At 71.3% G+C, this 16,878-nt stretch carries 16 protein-coding genes; 1 reads left to right on the forward strand and 15 read right to left on the reverse strand.

The window, feature by feature from the left end; genetic code table 11:
* Positions 1-179: 179 nt before the first annotated feature.
* From ACIRNI_RS28680 to ACIRNI_RS28690, 3 genes are all read right to left on the reverse strand, one after another.
* Entirely contained in the window at positions 180-1,307 is a 1,128-nt protein-coding gene (locus ACIRNI_RS28680; RefSeq protein ID WP_403555769.1) for a methyltransferase domain-containing protein, read from the reverse strand.
* A gap of 1 nt (position 1,308) precedes the next feature.
* Positions 1,309-1,443, reverse strand: coding sequence for a hypothetical protein (locus ACIRNI_RS28685; RefSeq protein WP_403555771.1), 135 nt, complete (start codon positions 1,441-1,443; stop codon positions 1,309-1,311).
* A 270-nt stretch (positions 1,444-1,713) separates the two neighbouring features.
* Positions 1,714-2,178, reverse strand: coding sequence for a hypothetical protein (locus ACIRNI_RS28690; protein ID WP_403555773.1), 465 nt, complete (start codon positions 2,176-2,178; stop codon positions 1,714-1,716).
* Between the two features lie 727 nt (positions 2,179-2,905).
* On the opposite strand from ACIRNI_RS28690, the gene ACIRNI_RS28695 reads away from it, so the two are divergent.
* Positions 2,906-3,802 (forward strand): transcriptional regulator, encoded by an 897-nt coding sequence (locus ACIRNI_RS28695; protein WP_403555775.1) that lies wholly within the window; start codon positions 2,906-2,908, stop codon positions 3,800-3,802.
* On the opposite strand, the gene ACIRNI_RS28700 is transcribed toward ACIRNI_RS28695, so the two are convergent.
* The 12 genes from ACIRNI_RS28700 to ACIRNI_RS28755 form a co-directional block, all read right to left on the reverse strand.
* On the reverse strand, positions 3,783-4,445 hold the full coding sequence (locus tag ACIRNI_RS28700; RefSeq protein WP_403555777.1) for an HAD family hydrolase: 663 nt from the start codon (positions 4,443-4,445) through the stop codon (positions 3,783-3,785). The two genes, ACIRNI_RS28695 and ACIRNI_RS28700, sit on opposite strands and share 20 nt — an antisense overlap.
* A 485-nt stretch (positions 4,446-4,930) precedes the next feature.
* Positions 4,931-6,388 (reverse strand): catalase, encoded by a 1,458-nt coding sequence (locus tag ACIRNI_RS28705; RefSeq protein WP_403555779.1) that lies wholly within the window; start codon positions 6,386-6,388, stop codon positions 4,931-4,933.
* A gap of 209 nt (positions 6,389-6,597) precedes the next feature.
* Positions 6,598-7,488 (reverse strand): 2-hydroxy-3-oxopropionate reductase, encoded by an 891-nt coding sequence (locus ACIRNI_RS28710; RefSeq protein WP_355352857.1) that lies wholly within the window; start codon positions 7,486-7,488, stop codon positions 6,598-6,600.
* A gap of 36 nt (positions 7,489-7,524) precedes the next feature.
* Positions 7,525-8,364 (reverse strand): TIM barrel protein, encoded by an 840-nt coding sequence (locus ACIRNI_RS28715; RefSeq protein ID WP_403555781.1) that lies wholly within the window; start codon positions 8,362-8,364, stop codon positions 7,525-7,527.
* A gap of 200 nt (positions 8,365-8,564) precedes the next feature.
* Positions 8,565-9,305, reverse strand: coding sequence for a hypothetical protein (locus ACIRNI_RS28720; RefSeq protein WP_403555783.1), 741 nt, complete (start codon positions 9,303-9,305; stop codon positions 8,565-8,567).
* Between the two features lie 56 nt (positions 9,306-9,361).
* Positions 9,362-9,901: a hypothetical protein gene (locus tag ACIRNI_RS28725; RefSeq protein ID WP_403555785.1), complete on the reverse strand. Its 540-nt coding sequence runs from the start codon at positions 9,899-9,901 to the stop codon at positions 9,362-9,364.
* The gene (locus ACIRNI_RS28730) at positions 9,898-11,184 is read right to left on the reverse strand and encodes an MCE family protein (RefSeq protein ID WP_403555787.1); all 1,287 of its coding nucleotides are present in this window, start codon (positions 11,182-11,184) and stop codon (positions 9,898-9,900) included. Before ACIRNI_RS28730 ends, ACIRNI_RS28725 begins: the two co-directional genes overlap by 4 nt.
* Positions 11,181-12,470, reverse strand: a complete 1,290-nt coding sequence (locus ACIRNI_RS28735) for an MCE family protein (RefSeq protein WP_403555788.1) — start codon at positions 12,468-12,470, stop codon at positions 11,181-11,183. Before ACIRNI_RS28735 ends, ACIRNI_RS28730 begins: the two co-directional genes overlap by 4 nt.
* Positions 12,467-13,591 carry an MCE family protein gene (locus ACIRNI_RS28740; protein WP_403555790.1) on the reverse strand — a complete coding sequence of 375 codons (1,125 nt, stop codon included), beginning with the start codon at positions 13,589-13,591 and terminating at the stop codon, positions 12,467-12,469. The genes ACIRNI_RS28735 and ACIRNI_RS28740 overlap by 4 nt, the downstream gene beginning before the upstream one ends.
* Positions 13,588-14,568, reverse strand: coding sequence for an MCE family protein (locus ACIRNI_RS28745; RefSeq protein WP_403555792.1), 981 nt, complete (start codon positions 14,566-14,568; stop codon positions 13,588-13,590). The genes ACIRNI_RS28740 and ACIRNI_RS28745 overlap by 4 nt, the downstream gene beginning before the upstream one ends.
* 8 nt (positions 14,569-14,576) lie before the next feature.
* Positions 14,577-15,614 carry an MCE family protein gene (locus tag ACIRNI_RS28750; RefSeq protein WP_403555794.1) on the reverse strand — a complete coding sequence of 346 codons (1,038 nt, stop codon included), beginning with the start codon at positions 15,612-15,614 and terminating at the stop codon, positions 14,577-14,579.
* Entirely contained in the window at positions 15,611-16,873 is a 1,263-nt protein-coding gene (locus ACIRNI_RS28755) for an MCE family protein (RefSeq protein ID WP_403555796.1), read from the reverse strand. Before ACIRNI_RS28755 ends, ACIRNI_RS28750 begins: the two co-directional genes overlap by 4 nt.
* Positions 16,874-16,878 lie beyond the last annotated feature (5 nt).

A 16,878-nucleotide genomic window follows, 5' to 3' on the forward strand; every position in this document is an offset into this window, starting at 1 on the left:
CCATCCCGTTTGTGCCCCCCCTGCCCGGGGGGGGCCCCGGGGGCCCCACTTAACATACGCGGGGGGGTTTGGCCCTAAACCCGGGGGGGGGGGGGCCCCCCCCGCCCCCCCGGGGGGGGGGGGGGGGGGGGGCCCGGGGCCCCGGCGGCTGCGGGCGGTGCAGCGGCCGAGGCGGCCGGTCAGCCGGTCTGCGACATCCAGGCAGACTGAGTGGCGGGTTCGATCACGCGGCTCGGATCGTGCATCCAGACCTCTTGGCGCGAGGCGCGCACGGTGAGGCCGAACTCGGTCAGCTCCGGGCGGCCGAGCTGGTCGTACTCCGCCCAAATGCGTTCGATGTCGCTCCACAGCTCACGAGGCCCGTACTGCCAGACCTCGTTACAGGTCGCACTCGTCGCTGAGCCGTCGCGGTCCTGAGCCCACACTGCGACGGCGCCTTTGTGCCCGCTGTGCCACAGCCGCACATCCGGAAGGCGGGTGCCCGCGTACAGCGCGAAGCCCAGGGACTGGAGGAGCTGCCTCGGATGCACCGTGCTCTTGGAGGCGCGGGCCGTTGAGTCGTCCACCGGTGCGGGAGCGGGGGCCCGGTGGGAACGCATCGGCATGTACAGGGCGCCGCTGTGGGAGAACCCGGAGGCGGTGCCGTCGTCGCCTACGCGTAGTTGTACGAGCGCGCCACTCCAGAAGTCCCGCGCCACGGGTACGACGATGAGCCCGCCGGGGCTTACCTGCTGGACGAGTTCGCCCGGGATGTGGCGCAGGGCGCAGGTGGCGATGAGCCTGTCGAACGGAGCCTCGTCGGGCCACCCGCAAGCACCGTCGCCGCAGGCCAGGTTCGGGGTGTAGCCGGCCGCGCGCAGTGTGGCGGCCGCGTGGTGGGCGAGCCCCGGATCGATCTCGATGCTGTACACGTGTGCATCGCCCAGGCGCCGGGACAGCAGCGCGGCGACGTGTCCGGAGGCGGTGCCGATCTCCAGCACCCGGTGGCCCGACTCGACGTCGAGGAGCCGCAGCATGCGGGCGACCGTGGACGGCTGGGAGTTGGAGGAGGTGGCGATGCCGGGGCCGTCGGCGTGCCCGTCGTCGAGCTGGATGACGACCGGCTCGTCGCTGTGGATGAGGTCGAGGCGCTCCGCCTCGGTGGTGATGGGCACGCATTCGGTGGGGTCCTGGCGCCAGATCCGCTGGGGGATGAAGGGCTCGCGGGGTACGGCGTGCCACACCGCGCGCCAGTCTTCGTCGAGCAGGCCGCGCTCGTAGAGGTGCTCGACGAGGGTGGCGTGCCCGCTCGGGTGGGCGGTCGTCACGTCAGCTCCCGTCTGCCGCGTGCTTGCTCGGCTTGGGAGGGACGCCGTCGGGGTTCGGCGGGGTGGGCGGCGGCGTCCATGGCTTGTCGGACGGCTTCCCGGCGTGCTTTCCGCCGTCGTCCATGGTGGTGCTCATCTGTACCTCCTGGTACGTGGTGCCGGATGCGGCGGGGTGGCGGTGCTCGCCCGCTGCGCCATCCCCGCCGCAGGTCGTGGGCAGCGGGCGGGGCTCAGGGGCGGCGCGTCGGGACGCGCTGCGGTCGGGTCTCTTGGAGCCAGGCCAGATCGGCGAGGACATCGTGAGGCTGGAGCCGGCAGGTACGGCAGCTGTAAAGATGGGTGGGCGCGTTCACGAGGGTCAGGCGCTCTGCGGCGCCGCATCCGGCGCATAGCGCCTTCTGGTCCGTCATGGGGTCCTCCGCTCGTACGCGCGGCGCAGGTGGTCGCGCAGGAGCCCGGGGTCCGTCAGCACACCGTCGCCATGGGGCGGGTACAGCCACGTCCGGCCGCGACCAGTCGCGCCGGGCGCCGGGCAGAGCAGCGCGCCGCCGCGCCCCACGCACACGGTGCCGCGCAGGTCCTCCCACTCCTCGGCCGCACCCGCCGGTACGAGGAACTCGACGGTCTGGCGGGGCTGGCAGTACAGCACGGGCCCGAGCGACACTGGCGTGTTGGCGAGCTCGTCCAGGGCGCGCATGCCGAGCGAGTCGATGGCGCGCAGGACGTCGAACCGTACGCCGAGCGGTACTTCGGCGAGATGGTCGGGGTTGTCGGCCCATGCGGTCAGGATGATCGACGGCGGGTCCATCACGGAGGCGAGCCACAGGGCGCTGGTGTTGATCCGGCTGCCTGCCGGGGCCTGAGCCGTCACGACGTCAACTCCCGTTCCTTGGGCTCCAGTACGGCGTACAGGGGCCGGATTCCGCGCTTCTGGGCGCACGCGCGGTGCGCGAACACGTGCCGGACGGTGCCGTCAGCGTCTTTGGCTTCGCGGACACACACGTCCGCGTCCCGTTTCGGGCAGTACTCGCAATTCTTCACAGGTTGCTCCCCGTCGGTCAGATGGCCAGGCTGGCGAAGCGTCAGGGGCTATCGTGTCCCCCCTCCACGTCCTCTAGAAGGCCCTTGCTGGGACTCTTAGAGGACGTATAAGGGACTTCCACTCACTCCGCCCTGTACCTAGGCTGGATGCAGCCCCATCGTCGGAGGACCACATGGCCCGTACACCTGGTAACACGAAACTCAAGGCCGCCCGCGTAGCGGCCGGGTACGCCACACAGCAGGCCCTCGCCAACGCCCTGAACGCCGCAGGCCCGCAATTGGGCTTGGGACACCTCGATGTGAGCGTGCGCCAAGTCCGGCGGTGGGAGTCGGACTCACCGCCATGGCCGCAGGCGCACTACCAGCGCGCGCTGCGCCACGTGTTGGGCCGGTCCATGGAAGAGCTGGGTTTCACTCCCACGTGGGGCGCGACCGGGTCCCCGCCGACCGCCGGACCACCTGTCCCGTCGGGGTTGGGAGCACCTGCCCCGACTGCTCTGCCGTTGCCCGGTGGCGCGGACGGGCACCAACCCGCGAGTGCTGCTGCGGACTACGCAATGATCACGGCGGCACACCGGCGCCTGTACTGGACGGTGCAGCCCGCCCACATGCATCCCACGGTGGTGGAGCACATGCGTCTGGGGACCGCCTTGATGGCAGAGACCACCGGCGTCGCCCGCATCACCCTCGCCAGGGCGCTCGCGGAAAGCAGCCTCATGGCGGGCCGCATCGAGTTCTTCGACTTGCAAGACGCAGGCGTAGCCGCCGACACATACGTCCGAGCGCTACAGGCCGCCGGCGAGGCGAACGACGCCCTTCTCGGGGCGGCCATCCTGGCACACACCGCCTTCATTCCGGGTTGGGCGGGCGAGCGGACCCGGGCCCAGGAGAGGATGTGCGCCGCACGCTCCTATGCGCGGCGCGGGCGGGCCGGCGCCGAGTTCCGCGCCTGGCTCGACGCGGTGGAGGCCGAGTGCGAAACGCGGTGTGGCAATCCACGGACAGCCCTGAACCTTCTCCAGCACGCCGAGGAGGTCCTGACGGCGGAAAGCGATGCGGACGCGGCCCCAACCCCTGAATGGATGGACTGGTTCTCTCCCATTCGTCTGGCGGCGTTCAAAGGGAACACCCAGATCCGAGCCGGTCACTACACGCAGGCGCGAACAACCCTTCTAGCGGTCTTGGACGAGTTGCCCGCCAGCGCAGGCAAACAACGGGCCGTCGTGCTCGGTGATCTGGCAGCCGTGGCCGCCGCCCAGCGCAACCCGGAGGAGGCCTGCGAGTGGGCCATGCAGGCGCTGGGTCAGCTCTCCGTCACCTGGTACGCCACCGGGATGGACCGCGTCCGGGAGGTGCGCACCGCGCTCCATCCCTGGAATGGGCATCCCCGCGTTACCGAGCTCGACGACGCGATGTTCGGCTGGCGCGCCACCGTCAGTGCTCTTCAGCGCTGAGCTTGGCGATCCTCTCGGGAAGTTCGGTGAGGCTGTCAATGCGCATGGTCGGCAGTCGCACGGCGTCCTCGCTAGTCCACTGGATGTGGGCCCACGGCCCGCGGCGGATGAGCGCGGTGCGCATCCCCGCGGCGATGGCTGGACGCACGTCGTTGTCCATCCGGTCGCCGACGTAAAGGGTCTCCTCCGGCGCGTATGGCACTGCCTCCGCGACGCGCACGAAGAACTCCGGATCGGGCTTGCTGGCGCCCCAGTCGTCCGATGTGCCGATGAGGTCGACATCGTCGGTGAACAGCCGACGCAGGATGTGCCCGGCCCGTACGGTCTGGTTGCCCGCGATGCCGAGCCACAGGCCGTCGGCGCGAAGCTGCGCGAGGGCGGGGCGCACGTCGGCGTAGAGGTCTTCCTCGCCGAAGCGTTCGGGCTGCCCCGCCTGCGCGCGCTTCTCGCGCTCGGCGTAGAGGTCGAAGCCGGGGCGGAACTTCTGGAAGGTCTCCCGGTAGTCACGGCCCTGGGCGATCACAGCGCCGAACACGGATGCGAAGGTGTGACGTGGCACACCCAACCAGTCAGCCCACGTGCCGTACTCCCGCGTCTCGTCCACCAGGCACTCACCGACGTCGAAGACCACTGCGCGAATCATGGCGGCAGCGTAAACGGGAGCCTGGCATGAAGAAAGTGCCACCTCCCGCGCAGCGGCGCAGCCGCGGAAGGTCAACGGTGGCGGATACCGCCGCACCTGCTGCGACAGCACCGAGGCACGAGAAGAGCGCGGAGCTGGGGGACCGTAAACCCCAACTCCGCGCTCGGCTCTGCGATTCTTCAGTTGCTCACACGTGGATACGTGGTGACCGTCCGACGGTGCGAGGCTGGCGCGACAGGACGTTCGCGCCGCCGGACGGAGCTCATGGGGAGGTGTCGGGACCGCGGCGGCGGCGACGGGAGGTTCCGTCGTCCCTTCCTTCAGGTCAAGAAGGGGACGGGTCTCCCTACCACCGCACTGGCTCGCACGCCGCCACGGTCCTCGATCTGGTCCGTCGCACCGACCACCCCTCATCCGGGCCGGTGTTCCGGACCGCGTACAGCGACAGACCTCCCGTCGGCCGCCGTACGCCGTCTGACGGGGCCTCAGTCCTCGCGCAGGGCGCGGACCGCCTCCTCGACGCGCTTGCCGTAGTCCGGGTCGGCGGCGTGGAAGTGGGCCAGGTTCTTCTCGATGACGTCGTCGCGGGAGACCTGGGACAGGCCGCCGGCGATGTTCGCCACCAGGCGCTGCTTCTCGTCCTCCGACATCAGGCGGTAGAGCTCACCGGCCTGGAAGAAGTCGTCGTCCTTGACGTGCACCGGGGCCGCGTGGGTGCCCGTGTAGCCGGCGACGGCCAGCGGGGCGGAGAGCGGCGCGTCGGTCTGTGCAGGACCGGCGTACGAGTTGGGCTCGTAGTTCTTGTCGTGGCGCGAGCCGTTGCGGGTGGCCATGAAGCCGTCCCGGCCGTAGTTGTCGGCGACCGCCGCCTTGGGGGCGTTCACCGGCAGCTGGGTGTGGTTGACACCGAGGCGGTAGCGGTGGGCGTCCGCGTAGGCGAAGAGGCGGCCCTGGAGCATCTTGTCCGGGGAGGGGCCGATGCCGGGAACGAAGTTGTTCGGCGAGAAGGCGGCCTGCTCGACCTCGGCGAAGACGTTGTCCGGGTTGCGGTCCAGGACCATCCGGCCGACGCGCTGCAGCGGGTAGTCGGCGTGCGGCCAGACCTTGGTGAGGTCGAACGGGTTGAAGCGGTAGTCCGCCGCCTCGTGCGCCGGCATGATCTGCACGTACAGGGTCCAGGAGGGGTTCACGCCGCGCTCGATGGCCTGGAGCAGGTCGGTCTGGTGCGAGTTCGCGTCCTTGCCGACCACCTCGGCGGCCTGCTCGGACGACAGGCAGCGGATGCCCTGGTTCGTCTTGAAGTGGTACTTGACGAAGAAGGCCTCACCCTGGGCGTTCGTCCACTGGTACGTGTGCGAGCCGTAGCCGTTCATGTGACGGTACGAGGCCGGGATGCCGCGGTCACCCATCAGCCAGGTGATCTGGTGCGTCGCCTCGGGGGCGTGCGCCCAGAAGTCCCAGACGTTGTCCGGCTCCTGCTTGCCCGTGAAGGGGTCGCGCTTCTGGGAGTGGATGAAGTCGGGGAACTTGATCGGGTCCTTGATGAAGAACACCGGGGTGTTGTTGCCGACGAGGTCGTAGTTGCCCTCTTCGGTGTAGAACTTCACCGCGAAGCCGCGCGGGTCGCGGACCGCGTCCGCGCCGCCCAGCGAGTCGGCGACGGTGGAGAAGCGGATGAAGAGCTCCGTGCGCTTGCCGACCTCGGAGAGGAAGTCCGCCTTCGTGTACGCGGTGACGTCGTCGGTCACCTCGAAGTAGCCGTACGCGCCGGAACCACGGGCGTGCACCACGCGCTCCGGGATGCGCTCCCGGTTGAAGCGGGCGAGCTTCTCCAGCAGGTGCTGGTCCTGGAGGAGGAGCGGGCCACCGACGCCGGCGGTGGCGGAGTTCTGGTTGTCGGCGACCGGGGCGCCGGACTCGGTCGTAAGCACGCGCTTCGACATGGTGACCTTCCGTGCGGGAGCTGCTGAGCGGTGTCAGGAGCGTAAATTCGCTTCCGATGAAACGTCAACAGTTTGTTGAAATGAAGGTGGTGAATCCGGGCCGCGGCTGCGCTTGGGCGCGACAGGACAGGTGTCAGCGCAGCCACGGCCCGGATGCCGGGGGGAGGGCCGTCAGGCCCTCGGGCGGAGCCGCGAGGGCTCCCGCCGGGTCAGACCTGCTGGCCGGAGAGGCGCTCGACGGCGCGCAGCAGGGCCGAGTGGTCCAGGCCACCGTCGCCCTGCGCGCGCAGGGAGGCGACGAGCTGGGCGACCACGGCGCCGACCGGGAGGGCCGCACCGACGTTGCGGGCGGCGTCGGTGACGATGCCCATGTCCTTGTGGTGCAGGTCGATCCGGAAACCGGGCTTGAAGTCGCGGTTGAGGAAGTTGTCCTTCTTGCGGGTCAGGACCGTGGAGCCGGCCAGGCCGCCGTTGAGGACGTCCAGGGCCGCGTTGAGGTCCACGCCGGACTTCTCCAGGAAGACCACGGCCTCGGCGCACGCCTGGATGTTGACCGCCACGATGAGCTGGTTGGCGGCCTTCACCGTCTGGCCGGAGCCGTGCGGGCCGCACAGCACGATGGTCTTGCCGAGGGCCTCGAGGATCGGCTTGGCCTCGTCGAAGTCGGCCTGCTCGCCACCGACCATGATCGAGAGTACGGCCTCGATGGCGCCGGCCTCGCCGCCGGAGACGGGGGCGTCCAGGACGCGGATGCCCTTGTCCTTGGCGTTCTTGGCCAGGTCGACGGAGGTCTGCGGGGTGATCGAGGACATGTCGATCAGCAGGGCGCCCGACTTGGCGTTCTCCAGGATGCCCTCGGGGCCGTACGCGATGGCCTCGACCTGCGGGGAGGCGGGCACCATCGTGATGACCACGTCGGCGTCCTTGACGGCCTCGGCGATCGAGCCGGCGGCCGTGCCGCCTGCCTTGGCCAGGCGGTCCAGCTTGTCCTGCTCCAGGGTGTAACCGGTGACCTGGTAGCCGGCCTTGATCAGGTTCTCGGACATGGGGGAGCCCATGATGCCGAGGCCGATCCACGCGATCTTGGGGAGATTGCTCATGAGGTGCCTCTCAAAAACTGATGGTGCGGGAAGAAGTCAGCGGGCCGCGCGGGCCTCGGCCGGGAGCCAGTCGAAGGACTCGGCGCTCGGGCGGTCGCCGGCCTTGTACTCCAGGCCGACCCAGCCGTCGTAACCGGCCTTCTTGAGCTGGTCGAGCAGCTCCTCCAGCGGCAGCGAGCCGGTGCCCGGCGCACCGCGGCCCGGGTTGTCCGCGATCTGGACGTGACCGGTCTTCGCGGCGTACGCCTCGATGACCTCGCCGACGTTCTCGCCGTTCATCGACAGGTGGTAGATGTCGAGGAGGAACTTGGCGTTGCCGAGGCCGGTGGCCTCGTTCACCTTGTCCACGACCTCGATCGCGGCCGGGGCGCTCACCAGCGGGTAGAGCGGCGACTCCGGCTTGTTGAGGGTCTCGACCAGGAGGATCGCCCCCACCCGGTCGGCGGCGCGGGCCGCGGCGACCAGGTTCTCCAGGGCGAGCTCGTCCTGGACGGCCGGGTCGACGCCGTCGACGCGGTTGCCGTAGAGCGCGTTGAGCGCCTTGCAGCCGACCGAGGCGGCGAAGTCCGCGGCCACGTCGATGTTGGCGCGGAAGCGGTCCGACTCCTCACCCGGGACGGACAGTGCGCCGCGGTCCGGGCCCGGAAGGGCGCCGGCGTAGAAGTTCAGGCCCACCAGCTGGGTGCCGGCGTCGTCCAGCGCCTTCTTCAGGGCGTCGAGTTCGCTCTGGTCGGGCGTGGGCGTCTCGATCCAGGGCCACCACAGCTCGACCGCGGTGAAGCCCGCCGCGGCCGCGGCCGCGGGGCGCTCCAGGAGCGGGAGTTCCGTGAAGAGGATCGACAGGTTCACATCGAAGCGCTGGTCCGTGTATCCCATGAGGGGTTCGGCGCTCCTTCCGTATTGCGGAAGTTCGTTTCTGCTTAACGGAAGATTGCCTGGCGGGAGGGACGGCTGTCAAGACCGGCACGCAAAACGGGCGCACAAAAAGGCGCCTTCCGGACGATGGCCCGGAAGGCGCCTGGGGATCCCTGTGCGGTTGTACGGAAAGACGGGGCCGGGGGAGCCCGGCGGAGGGGTTACAGCGCGTCGACGGCGCTCACCTTCCACCCCTCCGACGTGCGCGTGAGCGTCATCCGCACCCGGTTCAGATCCACCCGCGGCCCCGACACCTGGGTGCTCGTGGTGACCTGGTTCACGAAGAGCAGCACGACCGCCCGGTCCGGGGAGGCCGACACCACCGACACCGCCGGAGCGCCCCCGTCCGGCGGCTCCACCACCGACGCCTTCACCACGCCCCGGTACTTCTTCGCCGTCGGCGCCACCACGCTCGTGGTCGTCCTGCGGTACTCGTCGCGGAACGCGCCCGTCAGGCGGCTCCGCGCCGCCGCGAAGTCCTTCTCCAGGCGCCGGTGGTCGTACGACAGCACCACCGGCGCCGCCTCCCGCGCCGCCTGGGCCGCCTCCGCCCGCGCCCGGTCGGTGCCCCGCCCGTCCGCGTACGCCCGTACGAGCAGGGCCAGCGCGACCGCCCCCGCCACCAGGAGCACGGCGAGCGCGACGAGCAGCGCGGTGCGCCGGCGCCCCGGGGGCGCCCCCTCCGGGCCCTCCCAGTCGGGCGCCTCCCAGTCCGGCTCCGGCGGCGGCGCCTGTGCGCCCGGCTCCTCCCGCGCGCGCAGGGTGCGGGAGGACACCACGGCGGTGCCCGGGCCGGACCGATCGGCACGCTCGGTGCGTCTGGCCGCCGCGCGGGCGGCCGCCGACAGGGAGCGGCGGCCGGGGGAGCCGGCGCCCCGGCCCCGGATGGACGTGTTCGCCATGGGTTTCTCCTTTCGAGCCGGCATCAGCCGGTCATGCGCCGGTCATCAGCCGGTCATCAGCCGACGAACTCGACGCCGGACGTCAGCCAGCGCCCGTCCTCGCGTACGAGATCGAGCTGGAGCCGGTACGTACGGGCCTGGCCCTGCGGCGCGGCGGTGTTGGTGACCTTGGAGTCGGCGACGACCAGCACGCGCGCCGACCGCTCGTCGGCGCGGACGATGCCCGCCTCCAGCACCTGGCCTTCCGACACCGACTTGTTGGCGGCCACCAGCTTCGTCAGCTGAGCCGTCTGCGCCGCGAACTGCTCCTTGAACTCGCCCGTGGCCCCCTTCAGGACGTTGGCGCTGTCCCGCTGGTAGTGCCGGTAGTCGAGCGAGGTGAAGTTCAGCGCCGACTGGCGCGCGGCGGCGAGGACGTCCTGGCGGCGTTGCTCCTCGGTCCGCTGCTCGTACACCCGCACGCTCAGCCAGCCCGACGCGGCCGTCACCGCCACGGTCGCCACCGCGAGCGTGGCGGGCATGGCCCGGCCCCGGCGCGCGGCCCCGCGGAGCCGCCGCAGCGCGTGGGCGCAGCGCCGCCGCACGGCCCCTGTCATGCCATCGGTCCGACGAGCAGCCATTGCCAAGAGTCCTTTCCGAACACGCTCTGTTCGCCTCCCGTCGAGCCGATCTCGACGAGCCTTCCGCCCGGACCGGCGGCGGTGCCGGTCGCGGGGTCGTACGGGGTGACGTGCGCGGCCGGATCCGCGCCTCCGGAGCCGGAACTCCCCGGCCCCAAGGGCCCCGGCGCGTTCTGCGCGCCGCGCACCGAGGTCTTCGAGCCCCGTGGCGCCGAGCAGTGCGCCCGCGTGTTCGCCGGGCGCTCGCTCGTGTCGGCGGGGTCGCGGCGCTGCGTGCCGTAGCCCTGGCGGCAGGCCGGCGGGTCGTCGGCGCCGACGACGAGCCCGAAGTGGGTGGTGCCGTCGCCGGGGATCACCGTGTAGCTGCCGGCCACCACCACCGGGAAGGTGACCAGCGCCTGCTCGACGCCGGGCAGCCGGGCCACCGTGACCTGGCCGCCGCTGATGAGGTTGCCGAGCAGCACCGGCACATGGGGCCGGGTCGAGGTCAGCAGGGAGTCGAGCTCCTGGGCGGCGGGCGCGCCCGCGCCGATCAGGCGGCGGAGGTCGCCGTCGCTCGACTTCAGCTCGGCGGTCAGGGCCGCCAGGTCCTTGGAGAAGGCCTTGATGGCCGAGCCCTGGTCCGCCTGGGTCTTCAGGACCGTCCGCGAGTCCTCGATCAGCGCGATCGTCTGCGGGAGGGAGTCCGACGCCGACTCCACGAGCTTGTTACCGGAGTCCACCAGCCGGCTCAGCTCCGGGCCCGTGCCCGCGAACGCCTTGCCCAGCTCGTCGACCGTGATGCGCAGGTCCTCCTTGCCGACGGAGTTCACCAGCCGGTCCAGGCTCAGCACGAGCTCGGTCGCCGGCAGCGGTACGCGCGTGTCACGGCGCGGGATGGTGGAGCCGTCGCGCAGGTACGGGCCGCCCGCGCCGCGGGGCTGGAGGTCGACGTACTGCTCGCCGACGGCGGAACGGTTCGCAACGACCGCGACCGTGTCCGCCGGGATCCGCGCCCCGTCCTCGATGTCCAGCTCCACCGTGACCCCGTCGCCGCCGGTGAGCCGCAGCTCGCCCACCCGGCCCACCGGCACGCCCCGGTAGGTGACCTCGGCGCCCTCGAAGACGCCCCCGGAGTCGGCGAAGTCGGCGTGGACGCGGTAGCCGCGGTCGAGGATCGCGTCGACGAGCCCCGTGTACTGGGCGCCGACGTACGACACGCCGACGGCGGTCACGGTGGCGAAGGCGAGGAGCTGGGCCTTGACCGTACGGGTGATCACGGTTGCATCCCCTTCAGCAGCAGTTCCGCGAGCGCGATGTCGTACGAGGCCGCGTGCAGGCCCGCGTGCGCGCTCCCGTACGAGACCTGCGTACCGGTGCAGACCGGCGGGCAGAGCGGCTCCGGAGGGGCCGATGGGGCGGGCCCGCCCGGTGGACGCGGTGCGCCGCCGGGCACCTCCGGTACGCCCGGCGTGTCCGGAACCTCCGGCACCTCCGGCAGCCCGGGCGTCTCCGGGAGCCCCGGTACGCCCGGCACCTCCGGCAGACGGGGCGCGGCCGGCGGCTCGTCGTCGAGGTTTCCGTAGATGCTCGCCAGGTCCAGGTCGGCGGTGACCCCGAGGTTGACGTAGTCGCCCTTGATCGCGTCCACGGCGTTGCGCGGGAAGGGGTACGTCGTCAGCAGCTCCAGGGAGTTCGGCAGATCGTCGCCCGCCTTGTTCAGCTGCTCCAGGACCGGCCGCAGGCTGCGCAGGTTGGCCACCACGTCGGAGCGCGAGGCGTTGATCACCTGCGTGCCGGTGGTGCTCAGCGCCGACAGGGAGGTGAGCATCGCCGTCAGCTTGGTCCGCTGATCCGCCAGCACCTTCAGCGCGGGCGGCAGGGTGTCGACGGCCTGGGCGATGGTCTTCTTCTCCGCCGCGAGCCGCTGCGCGAGCCGGTCGAGGCCGGCCAGGGCGCGGACGATCTCGGCGCGCTGCGCGTCGAGCCCGCCGATGAAGGTGTCCAGCTCCTTCAGCAGCGACTTCACCCGGTTCTCACGGCCCTCCAGGGCCTTGTTGAGCTCCGTGGTGATCGTCTTGAGCTGGGCGACCCCGCCGCCGTTGAGCAGCGCCGACAGCGCGGACAGCACCTCCTCGATCTCCGGGTTGCGCCCGGAGCGCGACAGCGGGATCCGCGCCCCGTCCTTCAGCCGCCCGGCCGGCGCCGCTTCCACGGGCGCCGACAGCGCCACGTACTTCTCGCCGAGCATGCTGGTCTGGCGGAGCTCGGCGACCGCGTTGGCCGGGAGCTTCACCGCGTCGTCGACGCGCAGCCGCACGCGCGCGTGCCAGCCGTCGAGCTCGACCTTCTCGACCGCGCCCACGGTCACGTTGTTCACCTTCACCGCGGACTGCGGCACCAGGTCCAGGACGTCCCGGAACTCGACCGTGACGCGGTACGCGTCGCCGTCGGCGGCCGCGCCGCCCGGCAGGCCGACGTCGTACAGGCCGTCGAAGCCGCAGCCCGACAGCAGCAGCGAACCGGCGGCCGTCCACACGACGGCGGTCACCCGCGGCGCCCTCATGCCTTCGCCTCCAGGATCCCGCCGAGCGTCCGGTCGACCGGGCCGCTCCCGGCGACCGGCGCCGCGGACGTCAACGGCTCCGGCAGCGAGTCGAACAGCCGCTTGAGCTCCGCGCAGTCCTTCGCCTTCGCCTCGCCCGCCGTGGAGAGCAGGGAGCACAGCAGCGAGGCCGGGTCCTGGGGATGCTCGGGGTTGTTGCGGGTGTCGAGGGTCCCGGAGGAGGGGTTGTAGGCGTTCTGGAGGTTCGACAGGCCGGTCGGCGCCACCTCCAGCAGCTCCGCGAGCGCGGCGCGCTGGGTGACCAGCACCTTGGTGACCTTGGCGAGCCCCTCCACGTTCGTGGTCAGCGCCTTCTTGTTGTCCCGTACGAACGCGGAGACGTCGGCGAGCGCCACGCCCAGGTGCCGCAGCGCGGCCGCCAGGTCCTTGCGCTCGGCGGCGAGCTGGTCGGCGACCTGCGCCAGGCTGTCGTTGAACGACCGCACGCTCTTGTCGTCGGCCGCCAGCGCCGCCGTGAACACCTGGAGGTTGCGGACGGTGGAGAACAGGTCCTGCCGGCCGTCCGACAGTGTGGTCACCGCCAGGGACAGGTCCTCCACCGTCCGGTGCAGCTGGGCGCCCTGCCCTTCGAGGGTGTCCGCGCTCACGCCCAGCAGCCGGGAGAGGGACCCGTCCTGGTTCGCGCCGCGCGGGCCGAGCGCCTCCGCCGTCGTGTGCAGGCTGTCGAAGACGCGGTCCAGCTCGACGGGCACGGCCGTCCGCTCCTCCGGGATGACGTCGCCGTCGCGAAGCCGCTCGCCGCCCCGGTACACCGGAAGCAGCTGGACGTAACGGTCGCTGACGACGGAGGAGTTGATGATCGCGGCCCGGGCGCCGGCCGGGACCGCGCGCTCGGAGTCGTACTCCAGAGTGACCCGCACCCGCCGGCCCTCCGGGGCGATCTCCTTCACCTCGCCGATGCGCACGCCCAGCACCCGGACGTCGGAACCCGGGTAGATGCCGACCGTGCGCGGGAAGTACGCGGTGACGCGGACCGGCTCCGAGCGGGGCCAGAGCACCACGGTGGCGGCGGCGACGACCGCGAGGGCGACGGCGAGGGCCAGGACTCGACGCGTCTTCATGACGAACCTCCCGTGCGCGGGACCACCGGGGCGGCGACCATGTTCTGGATGTAGCTGTCGAACCAGCGGCCGTTGCCGAGGGTGTTGGTGAAGACCCGGACGTACGGCGCCATGAGCTTGATGGAGCGGTCCAGGCTCGCCTGGTTGCGTTCGAGCATCGCCACCACCTGGTTCAGGCCCTCCAGGGCCGGGCCGATCTCCGCCTTGTTGTCCCGGACCAGGCCCGAGAGCTGGATGCCGAGGGCGGCGGAGCTCTTGAGCAGCGCGTGGATCGCCGCCCGGCGCCGGGCGATCTCCGTGAAGAGCGCGTCGCCGTCCTTGACGAGCTTCGAGAACTCGCCGGAGCGCGCGGCGAGCACCCCGCTCACCCCGTTGGCGTGGGCGAGCAGCTCGCGCAGCTGCTGGTCGCGGGAGGCGACCGTGCGGGAGATCCGCGACAGGCCCTCCAGGGACGCCCGCACCTCGGCGGGGGAGTCCTCGAAGGTGGCGGAGAGGGTGTCGAGCGCCTTGGCCAGCCGCTCCGTGTCGACCTGCTCGGTGGTGGTCGTCAGATCGCTGAAGGCCGCGACGACGTCGTACGCCGGAGTCGTACGGCTCAGCGGGATCTCGCTGCCGGGCGCCAGCTGCCCGGACCCCTTCGGCTCCAGGGCGAGGTACTTCGCGCCGAGGATCGTCTTGATGCGGATGGCGGCCCCGGTGCGCGTACCGAACGCGGGGTCGCCCTTGACCCGGAACACCACCTTGACGTGGTCGCCGTCCAGGTCCACCTCGTCGACCTTGCCGACCTTCACCCCGGCGATGCGCACCTCGTCGCCGGGCTTGAGGCCGCCCGCCTCCGAGAAGGCGGCGCTGTACGTCTCGCCGTCACCGATCAGCGGCAGGCTGTCGGCGTTGAAGGCGGCGACGGTGAGGAGGGCCAGGGCGGTGAGGCCGGCCGCGCCGATGGTGACGGGGTTGCGGTCGCGGAACGGGATCATGCGGGGTTTCATGAGCACCTCGCCCGGGCGACGTGGAGCTCGGGGGTGATGACCTCCCGCGTCTTCGGCAGCACGATCCGGCCGTCGAAGTCGCAGAGGTAGAAGTTGAACCACGAGCCGTACGACGCGGTCCTCGTCAGTTTGTTCAGCTTGTTCGGCAGCCGCTTCAGCACGCCCTCCACGGTCTTCTCGTTCTCGTTCAGCGTTCCGGTGAGCTCGGTCAGTTCGGCGATGTCGTCCTTCAGCGGCGGCCGGGCCTCCGCGAGCAGGCCGGAGGTGGCCTCGGTCAGGTTGTTGATGTTCACCAGGGACTCGCCGATGGGCTTGCGGTCGGCGGCCAGTCCGGAGATCAGCCGCTGGAGCTGCTGGATCAGCCCCGAGAAGCGGGCGCCGCGCTGGTCGAGCGTCGCCAGCGTGGTGTTGAGGTTGTCGATCACCGAGCCGATCAGCCGGTCGCGGTCGGCGAGCGTGGTGGTGAGCGACGCCGTGTGCGCGAGGAGGCTGTTGACCGTGCCGCCCTCGCCCTGGAGCGTCTTGATGATCTCGGTGGCCAGCTGGTTGACGTCCTTCGGGCTGAGCGCCGCGAACAGCGGCTTGAAGCCGTTCAGCAGCGCGTTGAGGTCCAGCGCGGGCTGGGTGCGGGCGAGGGGGATGGTGCCCCCGGGCCGCAGCCTGGTGCCGTCGCCGGCGCCCTCCGTCAGCGCGATGTAGCGCTGGCCGACCAGGCTGCGGTAGCGGATGACGGCGCCGGTGCTCGTCAGCAGCGGCCGGTCCCGGGTGACGGTGAAGGTCACCTCGGCGAGCGTGCGGTCCTTGATCTCGATCTCCTCGACCTCGCCGACGCGTACGCCCGCGACCCGGATGTCGTCACCCTCCTCCAGGCTGGTGACATCGCTGAACACCGCCTTGTACGTGTGCTCGGGGGTGAAGGAGATGCCGACGATGGTCGCCGCCAGCACCGTGGTCGCCAGGACCGTCACCACCGCGAACAGACCGAACTTGATCAGCGGCGCCGCGGCGCTGCGCGCGTTCTTCACCGGGCTCATGCGACGCTCACCGCCGTCCCGCGCGCCATCGGTCCGAAGAGCAGCGTCGCCACCGCCGGCACCTCGTCCGCCGGTACGCCCATCACGGGCGCGACCAGCGCGCCCACGGCACGCTGCTCGGCGGCCGTGGCGGACGACTGGCGGGCGCCCGGCCCGCCGTGGCCGGGGTGCGCGTCGCGCGTGCCGTCGTCGAGCTTGGTGTGCCCGGCCGGGACCTGAGGCCCGGGGAGCCCCCGGCAGTCCGGGCCCGACCGCTCGCGGTAGCGGGGCTCCTCGCCGGGTGCGTAACCCGGCCGCTGGCGGACGATTTCCAGGGTGATGCGCATCTTCCCGCCTCTGAAGGTCTCTTCGGCCGCGGCCTCCTGCCTCACCAGCCCCTTGAGAAGGCACGGGTACTCGGGCGCGTAACGGGCGAACAGCGCCAGGGTGGGGCGGGAGACGCGGCCCAGGGTGATGAGCCGTTCGCCGTTGTCGTCGAGGAAGCCCTCCGCGGTGCCGGAGACCGTGGCCGTGGAGGTGAACAGGGCGGCCAGCTGGTCCTGCTTCTCGACGATCGTGCGGCTGGTGGTGAGGGTGTTGCGCAGGATGCGCAGCAGATCGGGCGCCGCGTCCCCGTACACCTCGGCCACGTCGGCGAACCGCGTGATGTTCTCCTTGATGGACGGCATGTGCGGGTTGAGGCGGCGCAGGTAGTCCTCGACGCGGACGAGGTTGTCGCCGATGCGGTCGCCGCGCCCCTCCAGCGCCGTCGCGAACGCCGACAGCGTCGCGTTCAGCTCGGCGGGCCGTACGGTGCGCAGCAGCGGCAGCAGGTCGTTCATCAGCTGCTGCACCTCGATGCCGACCTTGGTGCGGTCCTGGGTGATGACGTCCCCGGCGCGGATGGGCCGGCCCGCCGGCCGCCCCGCAGGCGCGACGAGATCGACGTACTTCTCGCCGAACAGCGTCTTGGGCAGCAGCCGCGCGTGCACGTTCGCCGGGATGCGCGCCGTGTGCTCGGGCTTCAGCGCGATGTCGAGCACCGCCTTCTCGCCGTCGGCCCGTACGTCCCTGACCTCGCCCACCAGCAGGCCCCGCAGTTTGACGTCGGCGCGCGGCTCCAGCTGGTTGCCCAGGGTGTCCGCCTCCAGCGTGATCCGCACGACGGAGGTGAAGACCTGCTGGTAGACGGCGACGGTGAGGGAGAGGAGGAGGGCTATGACGACGAGGAAGACGACCCCGTACAGCCGCAGTTTCAGCACGTTGACAGGTGTGGCCATCGGTC

The sequence above is a fragment of the Streptomyces sp. NPDC093546 genome, assembly GCF_044765045.1.
Taxonomy (GTDB): Bacteria; Actinomycetota; Actinomycetes; order Streptomycetales; family Streptomycetaceae; genus Streptomyces.